This is a genomic window from Phormidesmis sp. 146-12 (genome assembly GCF_052939495.1).
The window spans coordinates 1-13,532 of sequence record NZ_JBJPHS010000141.1; the positions used below are offsets into that span (position 1 = coordinate 1).

Sequence of the window (13,532 nt, forward strand, 5' to 3'; positions counted from 1 at the left end):
CCCTCCTAGCTTCCTTTCTCGCTTTCCTGAGTTTTGTCAGTCAAGCAGGGATTGGCACCTCAACTCCTTAATTTTGGGGAACCTTCAGGCAAAGTTTTTGGTGCGTGATGCTGAAACAGGGGCAATAGACAATTGATGTTCAGTTGTCCAGCTTTCTCCCTCTTCCCGCCATATGAAAGGTTCTCCCATTTGGTTGTCCAGCATTTATCTTCAAGCGGCTTACTGGGACGATCGCTTGCGGTAGTGCTGATTTGTGATGGGTTGGGGAGTTGATTTAATTGACGATTGCAGTAGGAATTTTTGCGATCGCAGGGTCAAAAGGTCAAGGTTTTGCTATTGCCTACCGACAGTTTTGTTGATGGTGTAGTGGGGTAAATCGTTCGGCAAAGTTGGGATAGCGCTGTTTGACCCAGTTGGGGAGTGCGGTGTGCGGATGCTCAATGAGTTGGCGCTTGAGAAGTTCTGTAATATCGTCTAACTCGTTGACTAAATCAAAGACAAAAATGTCAAAGGGCATTCGATCGTAAGTATTAAAATCTAGTTCTAAAAAGTGTTCGATATCCAAATCTTTGCCAACCCCTAATACAAAAATTTTGATCATTTTATGGTGTTCGATCTGAGTACAAGCTTTAGCAATACAGTCAATAAACTGAGTTTCGTCATTAAATAAACCATCCGTATAAATGAGAAAAAAAGCACCTCGATCGTTTCTTTTTCCTTCTGCTACCCAGGTGTCTAAGCAGGTTTGAAGTGTGGGACTAATGACAGTATTATTTCGAGGTGGATTTTGGGTAAACAGGGTTTGAATCTGTCCAGCATCAGTGACGATCGTTGGAGTGGCGGGGGCTTGATTACGATTAAAAAAGTAGACTGAGATACGATCGCAAATCTTTTGGGCTGTTCTGCGACAGGGTTTGTTTTGAGCCGAAAGAATGGCAAATACGTGGCCTTCGATAATCTCTTGTAAATAGCTGTAGCGTGTTTGATTTCCGGTATCTGCGTCTTTTCGCACCATTGAGCCACTTTGATCAATCAGAATAAAAACATCGCGATCGTAGATCGTTTCAAATTTGCCTTCTTTAACTGATTTTGTGACCGATTCAAATGAATTAATTAGTGAGGGGAACTGTAGCAAATTGTTCGATCGAACCTCTGATTGAGTGTGTGGCTCTTCTTCTGAAGAAGTTGCTGTGTCTGAAACTTGCATTACTAATTCAGGTTTATAACGAGCAAACAGCGCAATCAAATCAGGACGTTTTGAAAATCTTTCTCCGCTTTGGTTAGCTAATTCAAAAACCTCGCAAATTTTCTCAATATGCTTTCTAACGGTCGCTTCTACAATGTGTAATGACTGAGCGATCGCCCGATTGCTTTCCCCAGCCAAAACCTTGATCAAAACCTGTCGCTGTCGAGATGAGAGGCGATTAAATCGGTCAATTAACTTTTGCTGATTCATACGATAGATTCCTGATTATTGATACAAACTCAGCAGTTAGCTGCGCTAATTAATAGAATAGACTTCGCTCAATTTATGCCATTGTTTTATTGCTATTGTGTAGTCAGATCATACACATTTGTGAGTTCTATTCTAAGCTGAAATCGACGCTACACACATGAGTAACCCAACGAATTGCTGTGAGTGTTTTTACACAAAAGTCAAATTTTTAATTAAGTTGAATTAATTTAAATTTATGAGCGATGAGTCAGCCGATCGACAAAACAAAGCGTTTGGTGATCGCCCCATTACCCGTGATCAAAGTTCAAGAGTTGTTTGACAATTTCAGTTCTCCTTGCAGGGGCACTTCTCACTTGCCCAGAGGAATAAAGAACCTTGAAACCCTCTCCTACTTGGGAGGATCAAACAATCTCTCAAAGCCCATCACTGTAACAAGCTGACTGTCATTGCAGTTGTTCCTTCTCACAAAAATGATATGACCTCTCAAACAGTTTCTTCTGTGTCATCTCCTCTATGGCACCACCTTTCTGCATCTCAGGTGACTCAAACCTTGGGTAGCGATTTACAAACAGGATTAACCATTCAAGAAGTTTTAGATCGGCAAAAAAAGCATGGTGCAAATGAGTTAACAGGCAAAAAATCAAAGCCAGGTTGGTTGAAGTTTATTCTGCAATTTAATCAGCCTTTAATTATTATTTTGGTCGGTGCAGGGATTATCAAAGCCCTGATTGGTGAATGGTTAAATGCCAGCGTCATTTGGGGAGTTACGACAACCAACGCCACTATTAGTTTTTTGCAAGAAGCCAAGGCCGAAGGAGCGATCGCCGCGCTTGCCGAGTCCATGAGTACCGAAGCGACTGTAATTCGCGAGGGCAAAAAGCTCAGAATTTCTTCAAAAGAATTGGTGCCCGGAGATCTGGTGCTGTTGACATCGGGCGATAAGGTGCCAGCCGATTTACGACTGATCAAAGTGCGGGATTTGCAAATCGATGAATCAGCCCTGACCGGGGAATCAGTGGCGATCGAAAAAGAAGCCGAAAACACTGGAGAACCGCCGATTTTAGAACCCGAAACGCCTCTCGCAGAACGCGGCAACATGGCTTACGCTGGCGGATTTGTCACGTTTGGGCAGGGCACTGGATTGGTCACGGCGATCGGCAATGAGACTGAAACGGGCAGAATTTCCCAACTCCTAGAACAGCGAGTCGATCTAACTACGCCATTGACGCGCAAGTTCAATCAATTTAGCCAAAACTGGTTGTTTTTTGTGTTGGGGATGGCGACCCTTACCTTTGCGGTCGGTCTGGGGCAGCGCAGTTTTAGTGATGCGATCGAGGCCGCCGTTGCTTTAGTCGTTGGGGCGATTCCTGAAGGGTTGCCTGCGGTGATCACGGTGACGCTGGCGGTGGGGGTTTCTCGCATGGCAAAACGACACGCCATTATTCGCAAATTGCCTGCGGTCGAAACGTTGGGCGGCGCGACGGTGATCTGTTCTGACAAAACGGGGACGCTGACCGAAAATCAGATGACGGTACAGGAAATCTATGTGGGCGGCGAGTCTTATACAGTCACAGGCGGCGGTTATAGTCCTGATGGCGAAATTTTGCTAGCAGAACGATCGCTGCCTCAAATTCCACCCGTCTTGCAGGAATGTTTGGTCGCAGGGGTCGTGTGTAATGATTCTCACCTAGAACATGAGGCGGCTCGCTGGATGGTGGTGGGCGATCCGACTGAGGGGGCGCTCTTGACATCGGGGAGCAAAGCGGGATTGGATCAAGCAAATTTGCTGCGATCGCTCCCTCGTCTCGACTCCATTCCTTTTGAGTCTCAGTTTCAATACATGGCTACGCTACATCAGGGTAAAGGCGAAAATTTGCTCTATGTCAAAGGCTCTGTTGAGTCGATGCTGTCGCGCTGTCAAGTGGCGCTCAATGCAGAAGGACAGACCGTTGACCTCGATCGCACCCTGATCGAGCAGCAAGTAGACGCGATGGCAAAACAAGGATTGCGGGTGCTGGCCTTCGCTAAGAAACAAGTGAGCGATCGCCAAACCACCGTTGACCATTCTGACCTCGAAACCGGGCTGGTCTTTTTGGGACTGCAAGGCATGATCGATCCGCCTCGACCAGAAGCGATCGCCGCCGTTCACGCCTGCCAGTCTGCCGGAATTCAGGTGAAGATGATCACCGGGGATCATATCGGGACGGCAACCGCGATCGCTCGTCGTATGGGCTTTCGCAAAGATCGCAAAGTTAAGGCGTTTACCGGGGCTGCTCTAGCTGAGATGAATCCGTCAGAGTTGGCCAACGCCGTCGAAGAAGGGGTCGTCTTTGCGCGAGTCGCTCCAGAACAAAAGCTGCGATTGGTAGAGGCGTTGCAGTCTAGAGGCGAAGTGGTGGCAATGACGGGAGATGGAGTCAACGATGCACCCGCTCTCAAACAAGCCGACATTGGAATCGCGATGGGCAGCGGCACCGAAGTCTCTAAAGAAGCGGCGGATATGCTGCTTACAGACGATAACTTTGCGTCGATCGCGGCGGCCGTCGAGGAAGGGCGATCGGTCTACAAAAACCTGATCAAAGCTATTTGCTTCATTCTTCCGGTCAATGGGGGCGAGTCGATGACCATTTTGATCAGCACATTGTTGGGTCGCGAATTGCCCATTTTGTCGCTACAAATCCTCTGGCTTAATATGCTCAACTCAATCACGATGACGGTGCCTCTCTCCTTTGAGCCAAAGTCGGCCGGCGTGATGAAACAGGCACCCCGCCCCGTTAACGAACCCTTTCTCACCACCAATCGGATTAAGCGCATTCTCGCCGTGTCGCTCTACAATTGGACGCTGATCTTTGGCATCTTTGAATGGGTACGTCAGGCTCCCTGGGGCAGTATCGAACTTGCTCGGACAATGGCGATTCAAGCATTAGTCATGGGGCGCATCTTTTACCTCTTAAGTATTAGTCAACTAATCCCTTCTCTGCTGGCTAAATGGAGCGGTGCTAAAGAAAAAGTTAGTGGTGCCCCAGCGCTTGCGGTTGGGATTGGTCTAGCGATTATTCTGCAAATTATCTTTAGCAACTCTACCTTTATCAATCAAATTTTCAAGACGGCTCCGATGTCTTTGGATCAGTGGCTGGTTTGTTTTGGAGCCAGTTTGCCGATGATTGCGATCGCCTACTATGTCAATCGATTTGATCCACCCAATTAAAGGCCAATTAAAGGGATGAGGGAGAACTTCGATGATCTGTTCCCCCTTTGGGGGTAATCCGCTGCGCGAGAAGGGAGAACTTTGTTCCGCTTCGCGAGGAGGGATGAAGGATGGGGCGTTGCTGAATCAGGGGATGAATTGCCCCAGAGCGGAGGGAACCCCAATGCTCAAAGTCCCCCATTTTTGGGGGATTTAGGGGGCGGAAAGATTGACACTTCCCAACAGATTCATCCCTCCAATCAGCAACGCCAAGGATGGCATCAATTGATTTTGAGCATCCAACATTCCTCATTTCGTTTCTGGATCAGTCCCCACTAGATAATTGAAACGTTTGGAGAATTGTGCATCTCTCAGGTAAAGTTTTGAGTATTAAATTGAGGAAATATTGAGAAATCAAAACTGATACCTCACAAATCCAGGCGATCGCACCCAATTCCGAAGAATTTCGATCACTCTCTGTCCTCTCCAAAAACTCCGTGATATCGTTCCAAGAACCCATAAGACAACGGGGAGGAGGCACCTTGAGCTACTTCCAAGATGCAAAAGCGCACTTCATTCAATCTCATCAAAATCCGATCAATCAGGCGCTCCACCATCTGACCAATATTCTGGCGATCGCTGCTGTGATCTATCTGTTTTACGACTGGCGAGTTACCGTTTTCTGTCTCGTGTTGACTCAGGTATTTGCCCTCGGTGGACACGCTTTTTTTGAGAAAAATGAACCCGCTTTTGTCAAATATCCCGGCATTACGATTTTGGCTTCTCTTTCCTGGTCAGTCGAGCATTGGTTCGGAATTCGTCAACTCTGGCAACATTTTCGCCACAAAGTTTCAGCCTAAAAGCTAACAGCTATCCGCTAAAATATTCACGCCACGGAGACTCTAATGTACGAAGGTTTACTGGTCATTGATGCTGATGCCCACAAGCTAGAAAATCCCCTCGTGATTCGGGATTATATTGAGCCAGAATATCGCGATCGTGTTGGCTTAATTGTTGATAATCTGGGCGACCAAAGAATGCGCGTCGTAGACTTTAATCCTGCGACCGGAGAAAACGATCTCGTTCGGCTGTTTCCCCAACCTCAAGGATTAGGGAAAGGCGGCTTTCGCAATCTCCATCCCGAAACGACCCTTGGCGCAATGTTCAATCAGACGCGCATTCAACACATGGACGAAGAAGGCGTTGACATTCATGTGATCTTTGGAACGTGGAATCTTAGCTTTGGCAGCTATCTCGATAAGGATATGGCGATCGCCCTCTGTCGCGCCTACAACAACTACATGGCTGAAGACTGTCGCGGATATGGTGGACGACTGAAGCCGATCGGCGTTCTTCCCATTCAAGACGTAGCCGAATCGGTCAAAGAAATGCACCGTTGCGTCAATGAGTTGGGCATGGTCGGCGTGATGGTGCCCCCTAATCTGGCGATCCCGCATCCCAAAGCGCCCGATGCTTTCCCAGAGATCCGCACTTGTAAAACAATGAGTCACCCTGATTTTGCCCCGATTCTGCAAGCGGCAGTTGACCTCGATATCGCGCTGAGTATTCATGGTGGGCCGGGTTCCTACATGGTCGGCGGCATTTCTGACCACACCGATACGTTTGTGTTGAGCCACGTTTTCGTGCAGCGTAACCAGCAGCAGTTAGCGTTAGCCAGAATGGTTTTCGACGGAGCCTTTGAGCGCTTTCCGACTTTGAGAGTAGGCTTCCTTGAAGGCGGCTGTGGCTGGCTCCCGGATCTGGCTCACTCCTTCCACGAGCATTGGGAAAAGCGGATTCGGGACTTTGACCCCACCCAACCCTATCGCCCTTCGCTGATGGAATTCACCAAACTGATGATCCAGGAGCGCGGGGTTCACAACAACAGCAACATCATCAGTCAGGCCAAAAACCTGTTTGACCTGATGTGGAACAAGCAGCACGATCCCACCAAGATCACCGACTCCAGCCTCTACGAACACTACGATTTGCGCCACCGCGACCCGCTGGAGTACTTCTCACGCGGCCAGATCTTTACCTCCTTTGAGTCTGACGATCCCGCGCCCGCCTATCTTCCTGCCGCGATGGGTGAAGTCGGCAAACACCTGGCCTGCTTCTCTGGCGACTACGGTCACTGGGATGGCGTTCTCAAAGATTGCGTCAAGTCAGTGGCTGAAACTGCCGAGTACGATCGCGATCACCTCGCCCTGCTCTTCTCTGGTAACGCGCTGGATCTATATGGCGATCGCCTGCGTCAGTCTCTCCCCGAAAACCTCACGAGTGCAGCCCTGGTAACGGCAAGTTAGGGATGAAGGAGGAGGGAGGGCTTTGCCCCGCGTTCGCGAGGAGAGATGAAAAAGGCTGAGATCTTGCGTCTTGTGATCAGGAACGCAGAAAATACATCCTTCGTCCTGAATAAACTAGAGAGAGATGCAGGAAGAAGGAAACCCCCTTGCCCTTCATCCCTCCTCCCTCCTCCCTCATCCCTCTCCCTATGGCTTCGATCGCTCGCAAAAATCTCTTTGAAGACATTCCTCGATTCATGGTTGCCCAGGCGGGCATTATGTTCGCGGTGAGTCTGGTGACGATTCAACTTGGTGTTCTCAAAGGCTTTACTCGCTCAACCGCTCTCTTGATTGATCACTCCAGCGCTGATCTGTGGGTCGCCTCCAAAGAAATGGTGCATCTGGAACTAACTTCTGCGATCGTGGCCGAGCAAGTGGTACGGGCGCAAAAAGTTCCGGGGGTCGATCGGGCAGAGGCGCTGATGATTCGCTCTAGCATCTGGCGCAACAGTGCAGGGCAAATCACCCCCATTAGAATTTTTGGCTTTAATCCCAATAGTCGTCTGTTTGCGGGATGGAACGTCTCCCAGGGAAATCTGAAGGATCTCAACCAGCCCTACACCGTTATGGTCGATCAGGGCAGTTTGCGAAATGCCGGACTTCAAAAGCTAGGAGATCAAGGTAAGATAGGGTCGCTTCCGGCGCGATTGGTGGGCATGTCATCAAATACGCAGTCAAATGCGTCTAGCGTGTTTATCTTCACTTCATTAGAAAACGCCAACGCTTACTCCACTGCGGGACTCAACACTTCAGTCAACTGCACCCGCGATCCCGAAGGCAGTCTCGCCTGCACCAACGCTTTTGAGAATGCGCCCCTCAATGCTACGCCCGTCACGCCACCCACCCCCAGAAACCTCAACGTGGCTGACCCCATCTCTTATGTCCTGATTCGGGCCAAATCGGGCGAAGACTTATCTCAGCTAAGACAACGCCTCGAAGCCACCTTACCCAACACGCGCGTCTACACCCAAGCCGAAATCGCCAGCCAAACTCGCGAATATTGGACAGAACGCACGGGTGTCGGATTTATTCTCGGACTAGGGGCGACGGTTGGCTTTATTGTCGGCATGGTGATTGTTGGTCAGATCCTCTACTCCTCCGTCTCCGACCACCTGCGCGAGTTTGGAACACTCAAAGCAATGGGCGCGTCAAATTGGGTAATCTACAGCGTCATTCTCGAACAAGCGCTGTGGATGGCGGTTTTGGGGTATCTGCCCAGTATGGCACTCTGTCTCGGACTGGGCGCTTGGACGCAAGCCGCAAAAGGCATTATGATTCTCATCACTCCAGCGACTGCCGGGGGCGTTTTTGTCCTTACGATCGTCATGTGTGTCGGGTCGGCCCTGTTTGCAGTTCAAAAAGTGACCCGTGTTGACCCAGCGATCGTCTTCAAGGCGTGATAATGGATTGTAATGATCCGTAATATTTATCAAAGTTACTGGGTTCAATCTTGAAGTTCAATTGTTACCCCGAAGGAAATCTGGGCGCAATCTGTAGACTAGATCATAAGGTTGATTTTGATCCTCATCTGGATTTGAGCCAACCTACGATGAACTTACTCTGAGACCAACGCTTCCCAACGACTCCCCACACACCGCCGTCTAACCGATCACCTATCAAACTTTTTAAAGAATGACTGCTACCCAAATTGATCTACTGCAACGTGCCGGGAGTCAGGCAACCTCTACCCTCACACCCCGCAAAGGCAAGATTGAGGTGACGACGGTTTCGCCCGGAAGTGACGCAATTTCTTCAGAAGCCTGTACGGCGATCGCGGCACGGGGCGTAGAAATGGTCTACCGATCAGGGAGGGAGCAGTTTCAGGCACTCAAGGGTGTGGATCTGGATGTAAAATTTGGCGATGTCCAACTTTTGATGGGGCCGTCTGGGTCTGGTAAAACGACGCTTCTTTCAATTTTGGCTGGCATTCTCACACCGACTCAGGGCAGTGTACGTCTGTTGGGAGAAGAAATCACTCGTCTGTCTAGCGCCAAGCTGGCCCAATTTCGCCTCGAAAACATTGGTTTTATTTTTCAGGGCTTCAACTTGTTTCCCGCTTTGACTGCTTTAGAAAACATAGAAGTCGCCCTCAAGCTCAAGGGAATCCGGGGAGCCACAGCCCGTAAGCAAGCGCTGGATCTGCTCGAACAGGTTGGTCTCGTCGATAAAGCCAAACAACACCCTCAAGATCTCTCAGGAGGGCAAAAACAACGAGTCGCGATCGCCCGCGCCCTAGCGGGAAATCCTCAACTAATCATGGCCGACGAACCAACTGCCGCCCTCGATTCTCACAACGGTCATGCGGTGATTGACTTACTTCGCAACCTGGCTAAAGAAAAAAGCCGGACTGTTCTAATCGTCACCCACGATCCCCGCATCATTGATGTAGCTGACAGCGTAGCCTACCTAGAAGATGGCGTTTTGCAAGCAAGATAGACGGGATGGGGCAGCACGATCGTCCTTACTTGTAGAAAAACTTGTAGAAAACAATTGCTCCACTCAGACGATCCATTCAACGGTCTTCCTTTAGAACGACTCCTAAATTGACCCCATAGAGGGAGAGCAAAAACAAGCTTGACCCATACTATAAGAAATATAACGAGTTGTTGTTAAAGGACTAAAAAAATGCAAAGCAAAGAAACCCGCGCCACCACTGATTTGCCCCCTGTCGCAACTGAGTACAACGGTGTCGATCGCAACGCCTTCCTGTTTGGCTTTAATCCTCAAGCAGAAATCTGGAACGGTCGGTTTGCAATGATTGGTTTTCTCGCATATCTGCTGTGGGACTTGGCTGGCTACAGCGTCCTGCGTGATGTGTTGCACTTTGTCAGCTACACCGCTAAGTAGTATTGAGAACGCTGCACGCCAGGGTAATTTTTTCTGAAAGTGGCAGATTTATTCCTGGGCTGGTTATGACTTTATAGATTTCAAAACGCATAGCTGGTTTTAGGGGGACGTGTACCAGAGATACGCCCCCTATTATTGTGGGATTGTTTTTGTCCACAAATCCTTTGAAATGGAACGATCGTAAGCCCAAGGATCGTGAACAAAATCATTATCGACGTAATCTCTTGTTTGCTAGATCTTCCCAGAAGGAAGATTGAATGAGAGTTTGGTTTTTAGCGCAGAAGTGGCTCTTTCTGCTAAGACACGATGGGCCGCGGTAGTCGGGTGAATGCCATCCCAAAAGAGAAACCGATCGGGCTGAAGACAAGAACCGTCTAAACAAGCACTCGTGACATTTGTAAAACCAAACTTAGCTGGATTCTCGATCGCCTCCCGGTACAGCGCGTAAGCATCCATTTGAATCAGCGTTGTATCAGGCTGCAATTTTTGACTCAACTGATTTAACCTGTCAGACAACCCTGAATTGTGGGTTTTAGTAAGAGCACTCAAGGCCCCAGCATTCGCATTGTTGCGTGTCGCTGGAAGCTGCCCCAAGTCCGGTAAATTGGCTACCAGAATTTTCTTTGCCCCCTTGTTGGCGATCGCTGTAATCGCTTGAGACAGATTTTCTAGCACGATCGTTGGGTTGGTTGCCCCATAGAGATAATCGTTTGCGCCTGCCCAAACCACATACAGCCCAGTTGGATCTAATTTTTGGTTGGCTTTGACAAAGTTTTGAATTTGTCCTCCCAGTCCTGGAATGCCGTTAAGACTGCTGGTTCCTGTGGTTGCTCCACCGCAGGCAAAATTGGTATTGCGATCGGGAGTCAGCGCCAATTGAGCGGCGAGGTGCTCGACCCAGACCTGACCATTTGAGTAGCGCCCTTCAAAATAGGGAGGATTGGGCGGATATTGCCCCCCTGTCGCCCGAAACACTACCCCCACGTCAGAGAGGCTGTCGCCAAACACATACAGTTGATTGATTTTGTCAGAAGACTTGTGCATTGAAGTTGTTGCAAACACCATGATGAAAGCCAGGAACGAAAGTCCCGCCGCGAAGATCAGTTTTTTCACACGCGATCGCAAATTGGGGCAGCAGACTTGGAAAAATTTTGGATGAATACAGAATTGAGGATCGATCCAGCGTTCTGTAATATCACTTTACTTAGGCTAACGGACTGAAGCGCGATCGTGCGTCGGTAAACCCGCCTCCTCTAGTCCCGATTTCCGAAGCGCAAAGGCCAACAGACTTTGAGGTTCACCCCTGTCAACCTACACGTTGGCTGATTGGATGATCCCTAACTTTTGGTAGATGCTCTTTCAAAACAAACGGCGTTAATCTCCAAGGGCGGCAAACAGAGACGCTACTGTAACGATCTATTAAGCCCTTTCAATCATTCACCCCCTTGTCTAGAGCGGTTTTGAGGTTGATTCACCCCAAGGTATTCTAGACAAATCTGCAAGCTGATAGATTTGAGAACCGCTTTACCTGCCTACCATCACTACTGTTGAGGAGATAGCTATGAATTCAAAAAATACTCAGATTCTTGCTGGCATTATCGGAGTTGCTGGTGTCAGCGCTCTACTGAGTTTGCCGTCGTTTGCTTTGCGCCAACCTTCCAATAACGGGGCCGCTCAAAGTCAAGTCGGTCAGTCTCAACTCCTCCAATCTCAAGCGACCCCAGGCAGCGCAACTCCGGGCAGTGCAACCCCAGGTAGTGCAACCCCAGGTAGTGCAACCCCAGGTAGTGCAACCCCAGGTAGTGCGACTCCAGGCGGCACAAGTGGGACGGATACAACGACTCCTGGTACAGGCACCACAGACACAACGACTCCTGGTACAGGCACTACGGACACAACAACTCCTGGAGCAGGCACCACCACAACGCCCGATAGCACCATCACTCCTGGCGGGACAACGGATACGACGACAACCCCCAGCACGGACGGTTCGACTGACACCACGCCTAACACGGGCACCTCAACCACTCCAAGTACCACAAATGGAGGCGCGTCAGGTGGCGTTCGGGCCCTCTGGTAGGAAGTTAAGCGATCGCTTCCGGTCGTGTTAACAGCCGTCGATTTTGCAGAATGGTGAACAAAAGATAATGATCAGATTCATCATTCTGCATTCTCAGGGTGGAGTAGAATTTTTTGAAAAGCTAATTCTGATCTCTTTGGGAAGAAGATGGGAAAATTTTTGTGGCAGCGATCTCTTCGAGTTACTTGCAGGGAGTCGCTTCGATTACTCGCACTGAGTTGCCTTTTGCAAACTGCGGTTTCATGTCAGCCAAGAGTCAATTCTGAAAGTGTACCGCCGCCTTCACAACCTATCTCGACTCCCAGCCCTCAAAAGTCTGAAGCACCCGCTGAGACGGCAAACGAACCCATTCGTCTGGTAATTTCTCTAAATCGGCGTGAGGTGGGCGTTTATTCGGGCAAAAAGCGGCTCAAAACTTATCCGATCGCGATTGGGCGTGAGGGTTGGGAGACTCCGACGGGTCAGTTTCAAGTCAAGCAGATGATGCAGAATCCGACTTGGATTAATCCGATGAATGGCAAAGTGGTGCCAACGGGTGACCCAAACAATCCTTTAGGAAATTATTGGATTGGCTTTTGGACAGATGGCACCAACTGGATTGGCTTTCACGGAACGCCTGACACAAAATCCGTGGGCAAGGCTGCGTCTCATGGCTGCATTCGGATGTACGCCCGCGATGTGGAAGATTTGTACTATCAAGTAGGTTTGGGTACGCCTGTATCTGTGGTCAATTAGTCAGTTGTGGAGTTACTCCAGTTTTTCGCGATATTTGGTAGTTCTGCCCTAAGCTCTCACTTTACGAGACTTGAAGTAAGATTTCCAGTTGAAAGTTCTTGGGTTGATCTAAATTCGATAAAATCTCTACTTGTAATCGAAGTAAAGCGTTTTCTTAAATTCACGTTAATCAGCTGAGGAACGCTGCGTTTTCGAAACTGCGATCGTCATTGATCCCACAACCACAAATATGGCACCAATGACAGCAAGAACGCTAAGTTGATGAGGAAATTTTAGCCCTGGAAACAGCAGCGATAAGGTGAAGACCGAGACGATCGTTACGATCGGCGTTAAGGAGATCACAGCGCTGACTCGTGACGCATCCAGATGCTCTAATGCTTCTGCGAATGCCCCGTAAGCAACTAACGTGTTGAGACTGCAAAACAAAAGAATCGCCCACTGGAATGCGGTGAGGGTCAGAATTTTTTGAGGAACTGCGATCGGTGTAAACAACAATGCCGAACCTCCATAAATCACCAGCATGATTGCTGAAGAGGGAAGTCGCTGTAATAGCTGTTTTTGGGCCAGCGCATAGATAGCCCACAAGATTGAAGCGATTACTAGCAGCCCACCGCCCAGGATGTAGCGATCAACTTGACTCACCAAAACCCGCAACTGCTCCTGAAAAAACAGTGCCATTCCTGCACAAAGAACCGTCAATCCCAGCCATTGCCAAAGGGTGTATCGTTCCTTAAAAATCACCAGAGCGCCTAGCCCCATCAACGTTGAAGAAAGCTGATTAAAAACGCCTCCCGTCGCTGGTGAAGTTCGGATTAAGCCCTGCAAAAATAGCAGATAATTGAGCGCGAGGAATCCAGTCGCGATCGCCAATAATTTCCACAC

Annotated in this window: 11 protein-coding genes; 8 read left to right on the forward strand and 3 right to left on the reverse strand. The window is 49.1% G+C overall.

Annotated features, from left to right (window positions below):
* Positions 1-340: 340 nt before the first annotated feature.
* Complete coding sequence (locus ACKFKF_RS31325) at positions 341-1,456, reverse strand: LuxR C-terminal-related transcriptional regulator (protein WP_446871282.1); 1,116 nt, start codon at positions 1,454-1,456, stop codon at positions 341-343.
* Between the two features lie 475 nt (positions 1,457-1,931).
* Between ACKFKF_RS31325 and ACKFKF_RS31330 the strand changes: the two genes are divergently transcribed.
* The 6 genes from ACKFKF_RS31330 to ACKFKF_RS31355 all read left to right on the forward strand — a co-directional run bounded on the left by ACKFKF_RS31330 (position 1,932) and on the right by ACKFKF_RS31355 (position 9,835).
* Entirely contained in the window at positions 1,932-4,664 is a 2,733-nt protein-coding gene (locus ACKFKF_RS31330; RefSeq protein ID WP_446871283.1) for an HAD-IC family P-type ATPase, read from the forward strand.
* Between the two features lie 521 nt (positions 4,665-5,185).
* Positions 5,186-5,503 carry an Mpo1-like protein gene (locus ACKFKF_RS31335; RefSeq protein WP_446871284.1) on the forward strand — a complete coding sequence of 106 codons (318 nt, stop codon included), beginning with the start codon at positions 5,186-5,188 and terminating at the stop codon, positions 5,501-5,503.
* A 45-nt stretch (positions 5,504-5,548) separates the two neighbouring features.
* Complete coding sequence (locus ACKFKF_RS31340) at positions 5,549-6,949, forward strand: amidohydrolase family protein (protein ID WP_446859056.1); 1,401 nt, start codon at positions 5,549-5,551, stop codon at positions 6,947-6,949.
* 188 nt (positions 6,950-7,137) lie between these two features.
* Complete coding sequence (locus ACKFKF_RS31345) at positions 7,138-8,388, forward strand: FtsX-like permease family protein (RefSeq protein ID WP_446871285.1); 1,251 nt, start codon at positions 7,138-7,140, stop codon at positions 8,386-8,388.
* 232 nt (positions 8,389-8,620) lie between these two features.
* Positions 8,621-9,424, forward strand: coding sequence for an ABC transporter ATP-binding protein (locus ACKFKF_RS31350; protein ID WP_446871286.1), 804 nt, complete (start codon positions 8,621-8,623; stop codon positions 9,422-9,424).
* A 189-nt stretch (positions 9,425-9,613) separates the two neighbouring features.
* Positions 9,614-9,835: a chlorophyll a/b-binding protein gene (locus ACKFKF_RS31355; protein WP_446871287.1), complete on the forward strand. Its 222-nt coding sequence runs from the start codon at positions 9,614-9,616 to the stop codon at positions 9,833-9,835.
* Between the two features lie 231 nt (positions 9,836-10,066).
* Here ACKFKF_RS31355 and ACKFKF_RS31360 read toward each other — a convergent pair whose 3' ends face one another.
* Positions 10,067-10,879 (reverse strand): SGNH/GDSL hydrolase family protein, encoded by an 813-nt coding sequence (locus ACKFKF_RS31360; RefSeq protein WP_446859052.1) that lies wholly within the window; start codon positions 10,877-10,879, stop codon positions 10,067-10,069.
* A 517-nt stretch (positions 10,880-11,396) separates the two neighbouring features.
* On the opposite strand from ACKFKF_RS31360, the gene ACKFKF_RS31365 reads away from it, so the two are divergent.
* Complete coding sequence (locus ACKFKF_RS31365) at positions 11,397-11,915, forward strand: hypothetical protein (protein ID WP_446871288.1); 519 nt, start codon at positions 11,397-11,399, stop codon at positions 11,913-11,915.
* 225 nt (positions 11,916-12,140) lie between these two features.
* A complete protein-coding gene (locus ACKFKF_RS31370) occupies positions 12,141-12,650 on the forward strand; it encodes a L,D-transpeptidase (protein WP_446871289.1) in 510 nt (169 codons plus the stop codon).
* A gap of 165 nt (positions 12,651-12,815) precedes the next feature.
* Here ACKFKF_RS31370 and ACKFKF_RS31375 read toward each other — a convergent pair.
* A partial coding sequence (locus tag ACKFKF_RS31375; RefSeq protein ID WP_446871290.1) for a DMT family transporter occupies positions 12,816-13,532 on the reverse strand: 717 nt, incomplete at its 5' end.